Genomic DNA, 14,383 nt, shown 5'->3' with positions numbered 1-14,383 from the left:
TGACCGGCCCGTTGGCTCGCGGCCAGCGCGCTCAGCCGATGTCGATGGGGTCGATTTGGACGCGGAGGGGGGCGTCGGAGCGGTGGGTGCTGCGGATCGCCTGGGCAGCGGTGAGGGCGCGGGAGAGGGCGGCGCCGGTGCGGCGCGGGACGCGCAGGAGCATGCGTTCCACTTCGGCCGGGGAGTCGCCGGAGAAAGGTTTGCGTGCGGTGGCGGGTAGCGGGACCGGGCCGAGCACCTCGACGTCGGCGGGGAGGTCGGCGGCGGCGAGCAGTTCGTCGATGGCCTCGGTGGCGCCGTCCACGGCGGCCAAACGGACGGCGGGCGGGAAACCGACCTCGGCGCGGGCGTCGACCTCGGAGCGGGCGTGTCCGAGCGGATCCCAGCGGACCAGCGCCTGCACGGTCGGCAACGACGGCTCGGCCATCACCACGACCTGCCCGTGCGGGCGCACCAACGCCGCGGCCGACATCCAGCGGCGCAGCGCGTCCTCGGCGGCGCGCAGGTCGGCGCGGCCGAGCAGCGCCCAGCCGTCCAGCAGTAGGGCGACGCCGTACCCGCCGCGCACCACAGGTTCCGCGCCGACGGTGGAGACGATCACCTGCGGCCCCGGCTCGACCGTGTCGAGCACCGCGCCGCCGCCGGAACCGCGGATCGGCACCCCCGGAAAGGCGCGGCCCAGTTCCTCGGCGGTGCGAACGGCGCCGATCACGACGGCGCGCAGGGCGCGGGAGCCGCAGGCCGAGCAGCGGAACGCGGTCTCGGTGATGCCGCACCACCGGCAGCTCGGACTGTGCGCCTCGTTGGCGCCGCCCGGCGCGCTTTCCGGAAGTGCCAGCGGGCCGTTGCAGTGCCTGCACCGCGCGGGCGTGCGGCATTTCGCGCAGGACAGCGCGGGGACATAGCCGCGGCGCGGTACCTGCACCAACACCGCGGCACCTTCCTTCAGCGCGGCTCGCGCGGCCGCGAACGCGACGCCCGGGATGCGGACCGCGCGCGCCACCGGATCACGCTCCATCGCCATGTCGCTGTCGCCGGGAGCGCTGATCCGGGGCGCGGCCTTGCGGAGCACCGAGCGATCGGCGACGAGGTCGTGCGCCCACCCGGAATCCACCACCGCTTGGATCTCCGCCGTGCGGGCGAACCCGGCCGCGACGAACGCCGCCCCGGTCTCGTGCGCTCGCAACATCGACACCTCCCGCGCGTGCGGGTAGGGCGCGCGGGGCTCGGCGTAGGTGTCGTCGCCGTCGTCCCAGATCGCGATGAGACCCAGATTCGCGGCGGGTGCGAACACGGCGCTACGCGTGCCGACGACGACCCGCGCGCTGCCACGCAACACCGCCAACCATCGCCGGTACCGCGCGGCGGGCCCCAACCCCGCCGTCAACCCGACCGCTGAATCCCCAATCAGCCGAACACATTCCGCGAGGACGCGATTCAAGTCCCGTTGATCGGGCACCATCAGAATCGCACTGCGCCCGGCCCCGACCACTGTCGCGGCGAGTTCCGCGAGTCGCCGGGCCCAGTCCTCGCCCGGCATCGCCTGCCAGGCCGCCCGCACCCCCTTGCCCTGCCCGAGCGCCGCGAGGAACGCCTCGCCGTGGACGTAACGCCCCCACGGCGCGGCATCGAAGTTCAGCTCCGAATGCACCCCGGATGCGCGCTGCGGCAACGTCTTCGGACCGGATGCGTCGTCCGCATCCGGGACCGCTGCGGCCGCGGCCGCACGGGGCGCGGCCTCGCCACTACGGCCGCCCGTTTCGCCGTCGCCCGCGTCCGCTCGGCTGACCGCGGCAACGGCCTCGTCCGCGCCGCTTTCGGCCACGTCATCCGCCGGTGCGGCGCTGTGGGGCGCAGCGCCGACATCGTTTGTCCCGCCTTCACTTTCGTCTGTACCGCCTTCGGCGGGTGCCGCATCCTGCACCGCGCCGCTCGCAGCCGCAGCGAAGGCATCGTCTCCGGCCGCGGCCATCGCCGATCGTGGAGTGCGAGAATCATTCTCGCCGACGGACGAACGAACTGCCCCCTTCTTCGTTCCACCGTTCTCCGTCCGCGCGTGCCGCGGCGGGATCGCCAACCGCAGCACATCCGCGCGGGTCCCCGCGTAACGGGCGGCGATGGCGGTGGCGAGATCCAGGATCTCGGGGGTGAGGACACGTTCCGCGGAGACGACGCGCTCCAGCTCGACGAGTTTGCCGCCGTGCTCGCTGTGCGTGAGGCGGGCGAGCAGATAGCCGTCGACGAGGCGGCCCGCGAAACGGACGCGCACCCGCACGCCCGGTTGGGCGATCTCGTCGAACTCGGGCGGCACCAGGTAGTCGAAGTCGCGGTCGAGGTGCGCGGGCGTCAACAGCGGAAGCACCCGCGCGATGGGTCGCGCGGATGCTTCCGCTGTTGTCGTCGGTTCCACGGACACATCATCCGTGGGAGGGGCGGACGAGTCCGCCGCGGGTCGGCTCACTCCGGCCCGGTCGGCCTACAGGCCGGCGGCCGCGCGCAGCTTGTCGGCGCGGTCGGTGTGCTCCCAGGGCAGATCGACGTCGGTGCGGCCGAAGTGGCCGTAGGCGGCGGTCGGCGCGTAGATCGGGCGCAGCAGGTCCAGGTCGCGGATGATGGCGCCGGGACGCAGGTCGAAGACCTCGGTGATCGCGGTCGAGATGCGCTCCGGGTCGACCTTCTCGGTGCCGAAGGTCTCGACGAACAGACCGACCGGGGCGGCCTTGCCGATGGCGTAGGCGACCTGTACCTCGACGCGGTCGGCCAGGCCGGCGGCCACCACGTTCTTGGCGACCCAGCGCATGGCGTACGCGGCCGAGCGGTCGACCTTCGACGGGTCCTTGCCGGAGAACGCGCCGCCACCGTGCCGGGCCATGCCGCCGTAGGTGTCGACGATGATCTTGCGGCCGGTGAGGCCCGCGTCGCCCATCGGGCCGCCGAGCACGAACTTGCCGGTCGGGTTGACCAGCAACCGGACGTCGGAGATGTCCAGGGTGGGCAGGTTCAGGTCGGCGAGCACCGAGTCCAGGACCTTCTCGCGGATATCCGGCGCGAGCAGGTTGTCCAGGTCGATGTCGGCGGCATGCTGGGTCGAGATGACCACGGTGTCGAGCCGAACCGGCCGGTGGCCGTCGTATTCGATGGTGACCTGGGTCTTGCCGTCGGGACGCAGGTACGGCAGCACGCCCGTCTTGCGGACCTCGGTCAGGCGGCGCGAGAGCCGGTGCGCGAGCGCGATCGGCAGCGGCATCAGCTCCGGGGTGTCGGTGTTGGCGTAGCCGAACATCAGGCCCTGGTCACCCGCGCCCTGCTTGGCGATCTCGTCGTCGGAGCCGCCGACGCGCGCCTCGTGCGAGGTGTCGACACCCTGCGCGATATCGGGCGACTGGGCGCCGATGGCGATGTTGACGCCGCACGAGTTGCCGTCGAAACCCTTTGCGGACGAGTCGTATCCGATCTCGAGGACCTTCTCGCGGACGATTCGCGGGATGTCGGCGTAGGCGGAGGTGGTCACCTCGCCCGCGACGTGCACCTGACCGGTGGTCACGAGTGTCTCCACCGCGACCCGGCTGCGCGGGTCTTCCGCCAGCAACGCGTCGAGGATGGAATCGCTGATGGCGTCACAGATCTTGTCCGGATGACCCTCGGTCACGGACTCACTGGTGAATAGGCGGCTGCCAGACGTGCGCACAGTTGTTCCCTCTCCCTCAACGGGTTTCTCGTATCGGATGGCCACAGCGACAGTAATGCGATACCGCCGTCGCGCAACCCTTCATCTCAGACTATTCCAAACCCACGACGCGACGAATCCGCCGGTTATCGCCGTCCCAGATTATCCGCACCCGCGGCGGCAGCGGCGCACATTCGCGCACCGCACCGCGGTCGGCGTCCGGATCGAGCGGCACGCCGATCGCTCGGCGCGGCAACGGAATTCGATCGGGCCAAGGTTACCCGGCGCGCAGCAGCGGGCCGAGCGCGTCCAGCACACGGCTGGCGAGCAGCGCCTTCGACCCGTGGTCGAGGGCCTGTTCGGTGCCGTCGGCGCCGAGCAGCCAGCCGTCGTTGGTGTCGACCTCGAAGGCCTTGCCCTCGCCGACCGCGTTGACCACGAGCAGGTCGCACCCCTTGCGGGCCAGCTTGGCGCGCGCGTGGGTGAGCACGTCGCCGTGCTCGTCACCGGTCTCGGCGGCGAAGCCGACGATGGCGGTGCCCGCCAGCTGGCCGTCGCGCCGCGACTGCACCAGACCGGCCAGGATGTCGTCGGTCTTGGTCAACGGGATGACGTCCGGCTCGCCCGCGCCCTTCTTGATCTTGGCCGCGGCCACGTTCGTCGGCCGGAAATCGGCCACAGCGGCGGCCATGATCACGGCGTCGGCGCCGACCGCGTGCTTCTCCACCGCCGTCTTGAGCTGTTCGGCGGTGGTGATGTGCACCAGGTCGACGGCCGCCGGAGCGGCCATCTCGATCGTGTTGCCCGCGATCAGCGTGACGTGGGCGCCGCGCTGCGCGGCGACCCTGGCCAGCGCGTAGCCCTGCTTGCCCGAGCTGCGATTGCCCAGGAAGCGCACCGGATCCAGCGGTTCCCTGGTACCGCCCGCGGTGATCACCAGGCGGCGGCCGACCAGGTCGCGCGGGATGGCGTCGGCGCGCTCCAACAGCAGGGCGGCGAGCCCGAAGATCTCCTCGGGCTCGGGCAACCTGCCCGGACCGGTGTCGGCGCCGGTGAGGCGTCCGGAGGCGGGCTCCATGACGGTCGCGCCGTGCCTGCGCAGCGTCTCGACATTGGCGATGGTGGCCGGGTGCTCCCACATCTCGGTGTGCATCGCGGGCGCGAAGAGCACGGGACATCGCGCCGTCAGCAGCGTGGCGGTGAGCAAGTCGTCGGCGCGGCCGTGCGCAGCGCGCGCCATCAGGTCCGCGGTGGCGGGGGCGATGACCACGAGGTCGGCCTCCTGCCCCAGGCGGACGTGCGGGACCTCCGGCACGTCCGTGAACACGTCGGTGTGCACCGGGTTCCCGGACAGCGCCTCGAAGGTCGCCTTGCCGACGAATTGCAGAGCCGACTCGGTCGGGATCACCCTGACCTCGTGCCCCGTCTCGGTGAAGCGCCGGACGAGCGCACAGGCCTTGTAGGCGGCGATCCCTCCGCTGACGCCGACGACGATGCGTGTGGTCACTACGCCTCCGTGGGCTCGTCCCCGGCCACGCGGGGAGTTCGATACTGCGGCATCACGCGCGGACGCGGGATGGGTTACTCGCCCTCGGAGTGCTCGAGCAGGTCGGAGTGGATTTCACGCATGGCCACCGACAGCGGCTTCTCCTGCAGGCCCGGCTCGACCAGCGGACCGACGTACTCGAGGATGCCGTCGCCGAGCTGGTTGTAGTAATCGTTGATCTGGCGGGCCCGCTTGGCGGCGTAGATGACCAGCGCGTACTTGGACGACGTGCGCTCGAGCAGTTCGTCGATCGGCGGGTTGGTCAGGCCGACCGGGGTGTCGTACGCGGGCGCGGTCTTGGTGTCGCTCACTGGTGAGGCTCCTGCGGGTTGTCGTGGAAAAATCAGCGGGCAATCGAGCGTGCGCTACCGCCGCCCTGGCCCCGGCCGCGATGACCGGGACACGGGTGTTCGGCGGCTACCTCGAATTTGTGCTAACGAACAACGATACCAACTGCTCACAGGCGCTGGTCACCTCGTCGTTCACGATGACGATGTCGAACTCGTCACATGCCGCCAGCTCGGTGCGCGCGGTCTGCAACCTGCGCTCGATCACCTCCGGCGATTCGGTGCCGCGCGACGTGAGCCGGAAGACCAGTTCGTCCCAGCTCGGCGGGGCCAAGAAGACGAGGAGAGCCTCCGGCATCGCCTTGCGCACCGAGCGTGCGCCCTCGAGATCCACCTCGACGAGCACGTTCGAGCCCGCGTTCAGCGCCTCGCGCACCGGGCCCGCCGGGGTTCCCGACCGTTGCAGGCCGCCGTGGATGTCCGCCCATTCCAGCAGTTCGCCCGCCTCGATCATGGCGTCGAACTGGTCACGGGAGACGAACCGGTAGTCGAGTCCGTCGACCTCCCCGGGCCGGGGGGCCCGGGTCGTTGCCGACACACTGAAGACCAGTTCGGGCAGACGTTCCCGCACGCACCGCACGACCGTGGACTTGCCTACGGCCGAGGGGCCGACCAGTACAACCAGCCGACCCTTCCGCGTGTGTTCGACCACCCTCGTCGTCAGGCGTCGAAGTCGAACCGGGCGAGCAGCGCCTTGCGCTGCCGATCGCCGAGTCCGCGCAGACGGCGGGTGGGGGCGATCTCCAGCTCGGTCATGATCTCGGCCGCCTTGACCTTGCCGACCTTGGGCAGGGCCTCCAGCAGCGCCGACACCTTCATCTTGCCGAGGATCTCGTCGGTCTCGGCATCCTTGAGGACGCTCTTCAGGTCGGTGCCGCCACGCTTCAAGCGCTCCTTGAGCTCCGCCCGAGCGCGGCGAGCGGCAGCCGCCTTCTCCAAAGCAGCGGCGCGCTGCTCGTCAGTCAGCTGGGGAAGGGCCACGGTTCCTCCGTCTCATCGTTCATTGCTTGATCTACCGCCGGTAACCCGCGCGGTCTCAGCGACCGTACCCACGACGTCCGCCGATTGCGAACCCACCCCCCAGGTCAGCGCATGATTTCGGATGCCGTAGGGGCGAGCCGGGCCGGATGCGCGTCGCGCCACGGGCGCTGCGGTGATCGTACCGCCGAATCGCGGAAACGCCCTGCTACCAGCGTATTTTCGAAGCATTCCAAGGTTAGCGGAGCGGTAGCGGTGGCTCGTCGCGACGTGTCAGCAATCGGTCGGGCTTCCGACCAGGAACTTTCTGGAAATTCCCCGCGTGTCGCACTGTTCGTCCGCGTGTCGGATCGAACACATGTCCCATCGCTTGGGATGCGACACCGCCGAAACGACGAAGACCCCGGACGCGAGGCGTCCAGGGCCGAGCGTGAAAACCGAGGGCACGGCGTGCCGCTGAATCGCCGTCTGCGGGATTCACCACACGTCACCCAGGTTTCCCCGCGCTGGACGCGCGCAAACCCCGCAGAAGAGCGGCCAGACACTACGAAGCGGCCCGCGGGTTCGGCCGGTACCGAACCCGCGGGCCGCTTCGAGGGCGATGTGCCGGGGAATTCCCCGGTTTCGCGGTGAGTTCTCAGCGCCGCAGGAAGGCGAAATCCTCTTGGAGCGCGCTCACCCTGGCACGCAGTGCCGAAACGGACGGGCCTTCGCGCAACACCTCGCGCGACACGTTCGGCACCACCGCGCCCAGCACCGACTCGGGCACCAGGTCGCGCACCGACCCCGGTCCCCCGCCCTGTGCCCCGATGCCCGGCATCAGGATCGGGCCGTTGAGCGCGGACAGGTCGGGTGCCTCGGCGAGGGTCGCGCCGACGACGACGCCGACCGATCCGAAGTCGTGGCCCGCGTTGCGCGCGGCGGCCTCGTCCACCATGGTCTGAGCGATGCTGCGCCCGTCCGCCACGCGGGCCAGCTGGACCTGCGCCCCTTCGGGATTCGAGGTGGCGGCGAGCACGAAGAGGCCGCGATGATTGGCCTCGGCCAATTCGAGCGCGGGTGCGAGCGAGCCGAAACCGAGGTACGGCGAGACCGTCACCGCATCCGAGCCGAGGGGCCCGTCGCCGAGCCAGCTGCGGGCGTATGCGTCCATGGTGGAGCCGATGTCACCGCGTTTGGCGTCGGCGAGCACCAGGGTGCCCGAGGCGCGCAGCACCTCGACGGTCCGCTCCAGCACCGCGATCCCGGCCGAACCGTAGGCCTCGAAGAACGCCACCTGCGGCTTGACGAGGGCGACGGTGCCGTCGAACGCCTCGACGCAGATCTCGGCGAACTTCTCCACACCCTCGGCGTCCTCGGACAGGTCCCAGGCCGCGAGCAGCTGCGGGTGCGGATCGATGCCGACGCACAGCGGGCCGAAGTGGTGCATCGCGTGGCGCAGGCGCTCACCGAACGTCTTCATCGAATCTCCTGTGTTGTCGGCGCGCCGGGGCGCGCGGGTTCGCGGCCCCTGGTGTCTCGCGTCCCGGCGATCGAGACTCGCGCTACGCGCATGCGCTTCGATCGCCGGGCCGCTGCCTCAGCCGCGCAGCGACGAGTGCAGTTCCTGCAGGGATCGCACGCCGATGCCGCCGTTGATGCTGGCCTCGATGCCCTGCACGGCCGCGGCCGCGCCCTGCACCGTGGTGATGCACGGGATGTTGACGCCCACCGCCGCGGTGCGGATCTCGTAGCCGTCCACCCGTGGGCCGGAGTTGCCGTACGGGGTGTTGAACACCATGTCGACCTCGCCGTCGCGGATCTGCTCCACGATGGTCGGCTCGTCGGCCCGGTCCTCGTCGGAGTGCTTGCGCACCTGCTCGCACGGAATACCGTTGCGGCGCAACATTTCCGCGGTGCCCTCGGTGGCCAGGATGCGGAAGCCCAGGTCGTGCAGGCGCTTGACCGGGAACACCATGGCGCGCTTGTCGCGGTTGGCGATCGAGACGAACACCGTGCCCTCGGTGGGCAGCGAGCCGTACGCGGCGGACTGACTCTTGGCGAAGGCGGTGCCGAAATCGGCGTCGATGCCCATCACCTCGCCGGTCGACTTCATCTCCGGCGAGAGCAGCGAGTCCACACCGCTGCCGTCGGCGCGACGGAACCGGTGGAACGGCAGCACCGCTTCCTTCACCGCGACCGGCGCGTCCAGCGCGACGTGCCCGCCGTCGCCCTCGCTCGGCAGCATGCCCTCCTTGCGGAGTTCGGCGATGGTGGCGCCGAGCATGATCCGCGCGCAGGCCTTGGCCAGCGGCACCGCGGTGGCCTTGGAGACGAACGGAACCGTGCGGCTGGCCCGTGGATTGGCCTCCAGCACGTAGAGGACGTCGTCCTTGAGCGCGTACTGCACGTTGAGCAGGCCCTTGACGCCGATGCCCTTGGCCAGCGCGACGGTCGAGCGGCGCACCGCCTCGATGTCGCTGCGGCCCAACGTGATCGGGGGCAGCGCGCACGCCGAGTCACCGGAGTGGATGCCCGCTTCCTCGATGTGCTCCATCACGCCGCCGAGGTAGACCTCCTCGCCGTCGCAGAGCGCGTCGACGTCGATCTCGATGGCGTCCTCGAGGAAACGGTCGACGAGCACCGGGTGTTCGGGGTTCAGCTCGGTGGCCCGGGAGATGTAGCCCTCCAGGGACTTCTCGTCGTAGACGATCTCCATGCCGCGCCCGCCGAGCACGTAGGACGGGCGGACGAGCACCGGGTAGCCGATGCCCGCGGCGATCTTCTTCGCCTGCTCGACCGTGGTCGCCGTGCCGTACTTCGGCGCGGGCAGCCCGGCCGCGACCAGCACCTCGCCGAACTCGCCGCGGTCCTCGGCCAGGTCGATGGCGGCCGCGCTGGTGCCGACGACCGGAACGCCCGCGTCGGTCAGCCGCTGCGCGAGACCGAGCGGGGTCTGCCCGCCGAGCTGCACGATGACGCCCGCGACGGTGCCGGACTCGCTTTCCGCGTGGTAGACCTCGAGCACGTCCTCGAAAGTGAGCGGCTCGAAGTAGAGGCGGTCGGCGGTGTCGTAGTCGGTGGAGACGGTCTCCGGGTTGCAGTTGACCATCACCGTCTCGTATCCGGCCTGCGACAGCGTCTGCGCCGCGTGCACGCACGAGTAGTCGAACTCGATGCCCTGGCCGATGCGGTTCGGTCCGGAGCCGAGGATGATCACCTTCTCGCGCTCGCGCTGCGGCGCCACTTCGGACTCCGCGGCGGGATCGAGCTCGTAGGCCGAGTAGTGGTACGGGGTCTTGGCCTCGAACTCGGCGGCGCAGGTGTCGACGGTCTTGTACACCGGGCGCACGCCGAGCCGGTGGCGCAGCGCGCGCACGCCGGTCTCGCCCGCCAGCTCGGGCCGCAGCGCGGCGAGCTGGTTGTCGGAAAGACCGTAGTGCTTGGCGCGGCGCAGCAGCGGCTCGTCCAGCACCGGCGCGTCGATGATCTCCTGGCGCAGTTCGACGAGACCGGCGACCTCGGCGACGAACCACGGGTCGATGCCCGAGGCCGCGGCCACGTCATCGATGCTCGCGCCGTAACGCAGCGCCCGCTCGACCTGGTAGATGCGGCCCTCGATCGGGGTGCGCAGGTCGTCGAGGATCTTCTCGATCGCGGCCTGCGCGTCACCCTCGACGGGCGCCCACGGGCCGTCGTCCAGGGTCCAGAAGCCGGTGGCCTTGGTCTCCAGCGAGCGCAGCACCTTGCCGAGCGCCTCGGAGAAGTTGCGGCCGAGCGACATCGCCTCGCCCACCGACTTCATGGTGGTGGTCAGCGTCGGGTCGGCGCCGGGGAACTTCTCGAACGCGAACCGCGGCGCCTTGACGACGACGTAGTCCAGGGTCGGCTCGAAGCAGGCCGGGGTTTCCTTGGTGATGTCGTTGACGATCTCGTCCAGCGTGTAGCCGATGGCCAGCTTGGCCGCGATCTTGGCGATCGGGAAGCCGGTGGCCTTGGAGGCCAGCGCCGAGGACCGCGAGACGCGCGGGTTCATCTCGATGACGATCAGGCGGCCGTCGCGCGGGTTCACCGCGAACTGGATGTTGCAGCCGCCGGTGTCGACGCCGACCTCGCGCAGGATGGCGATGCCCAGGTCGCGCAGCTTCTGGTACTCGCGGTCGGTGAGCGTCATCGCCGGGGCGACGGTCATCGAGTCGCCGGTGTGCACGCCCATCGGGTCGACGTTCTCGATCGAGCAGACCACCACGACGTTGTCGCGGCCGTCGCGCATCAGCTCGAGCTCGTATTCCTTCCAGCCGAGGATGGACTCCTCGATCAGGACGTTGGCCGTCGGCGATGCGGCGAGGCCGCCGCCCGCGATGCGGTCGAGGTCCTCGTGGTTGTAGGCCATGCCGGAGCCGAGGCCGCCCATGGTGAAGGAGGGCCGCACGACGACGGGGAAGCCGAGTTCGGCGACCGTCTCGCGCACCTCGTCCATGGTGAAACAGACCCGGGAGCGGGCGCTCTCGCCGCCGACCTTGGCGACGATGTCCTTGAACTTCTGCCGGTCCTCGCCGCGCTGGATGGCGTCGAAGTCGGCGCCGATGAGCTCGACGTCGTACTTCTCCAGCACGCCGCGCTCGTGCAGCGCGACGGCGGTGTTCAGCGCGGTCTGCCCGCCGAGGGTCGCGAGGATGGCGTCGGGACGCTCCTTCGCGATGACCTTCTCCACGAACTCCGGCGTGATCGGCTCGACGTAGGTCGAGTCGGCGAATTCCGGGTCGGTCATGATCGTCGCCGGGTTGGAGTTCACCAGCGATACGCGCAGGCCCTCGGACCTGAGCACCCGGCACGCCTGGGTGCCGGAATAGTCGAACTCACAAGCCTGGCCGATGACGATCGGGCCCGAGCCGATCACCAGGATGTGGTGTAGATCCTCGCGGCGAGGCATCAGGCTCCTTCCATGAGACCGGCGAAACGGTCGAACAGATATGCGGCGTCGTGGGGGCCTGCTGCGGCCTCCGGGTGGTACTGCACGGAGAACGCGCGGCCGTCGAGCAGGCGCACGCCCTCGACGGTGCCGTCGTTGGCGCAGACGTGGCTGACCTCGGCGCGGCCGAACGGGGTGTCGAACTGTTCGCCCCGCTCGCCCTCCAGGGCGAAGCCGTGGTTCTGCGCGGTGATGGAGATCCGGCCGGTCTCGTGCTCGACGACCGGGATGTTGATGCCGCGGTGGCCGAACTTCATCTTGTAGGTCTCGCGGCCGAGCGCGCGGCCGAGGATCTGGTTGCCGAAGCAGATGCCGAACAGCGGCAGTCCCTGCTCGAGCACGCCCTGGGTGATGGCGACCGCCCCGTCCTGGGTGGCCGGGTCACCGGGGCCGTTGGACAGGAAGACGCCGTCGGGCTTCAGCTCCCGGATCTGGTCCACACTGACGGTCGAAGGCACGACGTGCACCCGCATGCCGCGCTGGGCGAACATGCGCGGAGTGTTGGTCTTGATGCCCAGGTCGACGGCGACGACGGTGAAGCGGCGTTCGCCTGTCGGCTCGATGGTGTAGACCGAGTCGGTGCTGACTTCCTCGGCCAGGTCCGCGCCCAGCATGGACGGCTGGCCGTTGACCCGGGCCAGCAGCGTGTCCGCGTCGGCGAGGGCGGGGCCGGAGAAGATGCCCGCCTTCATCGAGCCGCGGGTGCGCAAGTGGCGCACCAGCGCGCGGGTGTCGACGCCCGCGATGCCGACGATGTCCTGCTCGCGCATCGCGTCGGGCAGTGTCGTGGTCGCGCGCCAGTTCGACGCGCGCCGCGCGGGGTCGCGCACCACGTACCCGGCCACCCAGATCTTCGAGGACTCGTCGTCCTCGTCGTTCCATCCGGTGTTGCCGATCTGCGGTGCCGCCGCCACCACGATCTGGCGGTGGTAGCTGGGGTCGGTCAGGGTTTCCTGGTACCCGGTCATCGCGGTGCAGAACACCGCCTCGCCGAGCGTCTCGCCTACGGCGCCGTAGGCCGTGCCGCGGAACACCCGGCCGTCCTCGAGCACCAGCGCAGCCGCTTCATTCACGTTCGTTCATCTCCCGTCGTCGTCCTGGCCCACGCCGGATACACCGTCTTGTCGTCACCTCGGAAACCGGTGTCTATCTCGGTTCCGGTCGGCAGCTTCCAGCGAATTACCAGCACACCATCTTCCGTCATCACTTTGCCCGCGTGACCGCGTTCGGTGCGGACCGCGGTGATGGACTCCTCCGGAATCCAGATCACCGTCGCCCCGTCGCGCTCGAGCAGAATTCCCCGTTCGAACCGCGTGAGTTCCGCTGTGGCACGGAAACCCAGATCGCCGACGGCGATTCGGTCCTGCCAGCTCGGCGCGATCGTGCTGCCGAGATACATCCCGGTCGTCGGCTCGAGCACCTGGGCGCCCAGCTCGGCGGGCACCGGCGGCAGCTCGCCGATCCGCGCCTGCTGACGCGCCGCGCGATTTTGCCAGCCCCGGTACATCAGCCAGACACCCAGCGCGAACAGCGCGAGGCACCCGACCACCCACAGCGTTCTCTCCACCTACGGACCTCCTGTACCCAAGACCGCTTTGCCCTCGCGTGCGGTCACCCGGCCGCGCAGCAACGTCGCCGTCACCTTGGCAGGGAAGGTCATCGCCTCGAACGGCGTGTTGTTCGAGATGCTGGCCAGCTCGGCGGCGCGCACCGTCCAGGTGGCGCCGGGGTCGACCAGGGTGAGGTTCGCGGGCTCGCCCACCTCGAGCGGGCGGCCGTGGTCGTCGAGTCCGACGATCCGCGCGGGCTGCTCGCTCATCACGCGGGCCACGCCGCGCCAGTCCAGCAGCCCCGGTTCGACCATCGTCTGGACGACGATCGACAGCGCCGTCTCCAGGCCCAGCATGCCGGGACGGGCCGCGGCGAATTCGCAGCACTTGTCCTGTTCGGCGTGCGGGGCGTGGTCGGTGGCCACGCAGTCGATGATGCCCTCGGCCAGCGCCTGCCGCAGCGCCGCGGCGTCGGAGGCCTCGCGCAGCGGCGGGTTGACCTTGTTGACCGCGTCGTAGGTCTCCAGCCGCGAGTCGTCCAGCAGGAGGTGGTGCGGCGTCACCTCGGCGGTGATCGAAATGCCTTGGGACTTGGCCCATTTCACCAGTTCCACGGTGCCCGCGGTGGAGGCGTGGCAGATGTGCACGCGCGCGCCCGCGTCCCTGGCCAGCAGCGCGTCGCGGGCCACGATCGATTCCTCGGCGGCCCGCGGCCAGCCCGCGAGACCGAGCCGCGCCGCGGTCGGGCCCTCGTGCGCGACCGCGCCCTTGGTCAGCCGGGGCTCCTCCGCGTGCTGGGCGATGAGCACGCCGAGGGAGTTCGAGTACTCCAGCGCGCGGCGCATGATCAGCGGGTCGTACACGCAGTGGCCGTCGTCGGAGAACATCCGCACCGCGCCGACGCCCGCCGCCATGGTGCCCATCTCCGCGAGCTGCTTGCCCTCCAGCCCGACCGTCACCGCGCCCACCGGGAACACGTCGACGAGGCCGACCTCCTGGCCGCGCCGCCACACGTGGTCGGTGACGACCACCGAGTCGGCGACCGGGTTGGTGTTGGCCATGGCGAACACGGCGGTGTAGCCGCCCAGCGCCGCGGCGGCCGAACCGGTCTCGATGGTCTCGGTGTCCTCGCGACCCGGTTCGCGCAGGTGGGTGTGCAGGTCGACGAAGCCGGGCAGCAGGATCTGGCCCTTCGCCTCGATGATCTCGGCGTCCACGATGCCGAGATCGGTGCCGATCTGCCGGATCTCGCCCTCGTCGACGAACACGTCGACGGGCTCACCCTCGCCGTAGATCAAGGCCCCCTTGATCAACAGCCCACTCATCGCGCCACCTTCCGCTCGT

General features: G+C 70.3%; 11 protein-coding genes. All 11 read right to left on the bottom strand.

Annotated elements, in window-relative coordinates; all coding sequences use genetic code 11:
* Positions 1 to 31 precede the first annotated feature (31 nt).
* Positions 32 to 2,410, bottom strand: a complete 2,379-nt coding sequence (locus FB390_RS17505) for a primosomal protein N' (RefSeq protein ID WP_484213832.1) — start codon at positions 2,408 to 2,410, stop codon at positions 32 to 34.
* Positions 2,411 to 2,476: 66 nt separating this feature from the next.
* A complete protein-coding gene (gene metK / locus FB390_RS17500) occupies positions 2,477 to 3,688 on the bottom strand; it encodes a methionine adenosyltransferase (protein WP_141809888.1) in 1,212 nt (403 codons plus the stop codon).
* 256 nt (positions 3,689 to 3,944) lie between these two features.
* Entirely contained in the window at positions 3,945 to 5,174 is a 1,230-nt protein-coding gene (gene coaBC, locus FB390_RS17495) for a bifunctional phosphopantothenoylcysteine decarboxylase/phosphopantothenate--cysteine ligase CoaBC (protein WP_067780293.1), read from the bottom strand.
* Positions 5,175 to 5,248: 74 nt separating this feature from the next.
* Positions 5,249 to 5,524 carry a DNA-directed RNA polymerase subunit omega gene (rpoZ, locus tag FB390_RS17490; RefSeq protein ID WP_067780290.1) on the bottom strand — a complete coding sequence of 92 codons (276 nt, stop codon included), beginning with the start codon at positions 5,522 to 5,524 and terminating at the stop codon, positions 5,249 to 5,251.
* Between the two features lie 106 nt (positions 5,525 to 5,630).
* On the bottom strand, positions 5,631 to 6,212 hold the full coding sequence (gene gmk, locus FB390_RS17485; protein WP_141809887.1) for a guanylate kinase: 582 nt from the start codon (positions 6,210 to 6,212) through the stop codon (positions 5,631 to 5,633).
* Between the two features lie 8 nt (positions 6,213 to 6,220).
* Entirely contained in the window at positions 6,221 to 6,541 is a 321-nt protein-coding gene (gene mihF / locus FB390_RS17480; RefSeq protein ID WP_040708330.1) for an integration host factor, actinobacterial type, read from the bottom strand.
* A 634-nt stretch (positions 6,542 to 7,175) separates the two neighbouring features.
* The gene (gene pyrF, locus FB390_RS17475) at positions 7,176 to 8,000 is read right to left on the bottom strand and encodes an orotidine-5'-phosphate decarboxylase (RefSeq protein WP_141809886.1); all 825 of its coding nucleotides are present in this window, start codon (positions 7,998 to 8,000) and stop codon (positions 7,176 to 7,178) included.
* A gap of 117 nt (positions 8,001 to 8,117) precedes the next feature.
* On the bottom strand, positions 8,118 to 11,450 hold the full coding sequence (carB, locus tag FB390_RS17470; RefSeq protein WP_141809885.1) for a carbamoyl-phosphate synthase large subunit: 3,333 nt from the start codon (positions 11,448 to 11,450) through the stop codon (positions 8,118 to 8,120).
* Positions 11,450 to 12,562: a glutamine-hydrolyzing carbamoyl-phosphate synthase small subunit gene (carA, locus tag FB390_RS17465; protein WP_141809884.1), complete on the bottom strand. Its 1,113-nt coding sequence runs from the start codon at positions 12,560 to 12,562 to the stop codon at positions 11,450 to 11,452. Before carA ends, carB begins: the two co-directional genes overlap by 1 nt.
* Entirely contained in the window at positions 12,559 to 13,056 is a 498-nt protein-coding gene (locus FB390_RS17460) for a PH-like domain-containing protein (protein WP_141809883.1), read from the bottom strand. The genes carA and FB390_RS17460 overlap by 4 nt, the downstream gene beginning before the upstream one ends.
* Positions 13,057 to 14,364: a dihydroorotase gene (locus FB390_RS17455; RefSeq protein WP_141809882.1), complete on the bottom strand. Its 1,308-nt coding sequence runs from the start codon at positions 14,362 to 14,364 to the stop codon at positions 13,057 to 13,059. It abuts the gene before it with no gap.
* Between the last annotated feature and the right edge of the window lie 19 nt (positions 14,365 to 14,383).

The sequence above is a fragment of the Nocardia bhagyanarayanae genome (assembly GCF_006716565.1).
Taxonomy (GTDB): Bacteria; Actinomycetota; Actinomycetes; order Mycobacteriales; family Mycobacteriaceae; genus Nocardia; species Nocardia bhagyanarayanae.
Note: the sequence above shows the minus strand (reverse complement) of the source record. Positions and strands in the feature narration are given on the sequence as shown.

Coding starts and splice junctions, on each gene's coding strand:
- pyrF (WP_141809886.1), bottom strand. CDS start 8,000: ATGAAGACGTTCGGTGAGCGCCTGCGCCACGCGATGCACCACTTCGGC.
- carB (WP_141809885.1), bottom strand. CDS start 11,450: ATGCCTCGCCGCGAGGATCTACACCACATCCTGGTGATCGGCTCGGGC.
- FB390_RS17455 (WP_141809882.1), bottom strand. CDS start 14,364: ATGAGTGGGCTGTTGATCAAGGGGGCCTTGATCTACGGCGAGGGTGAG.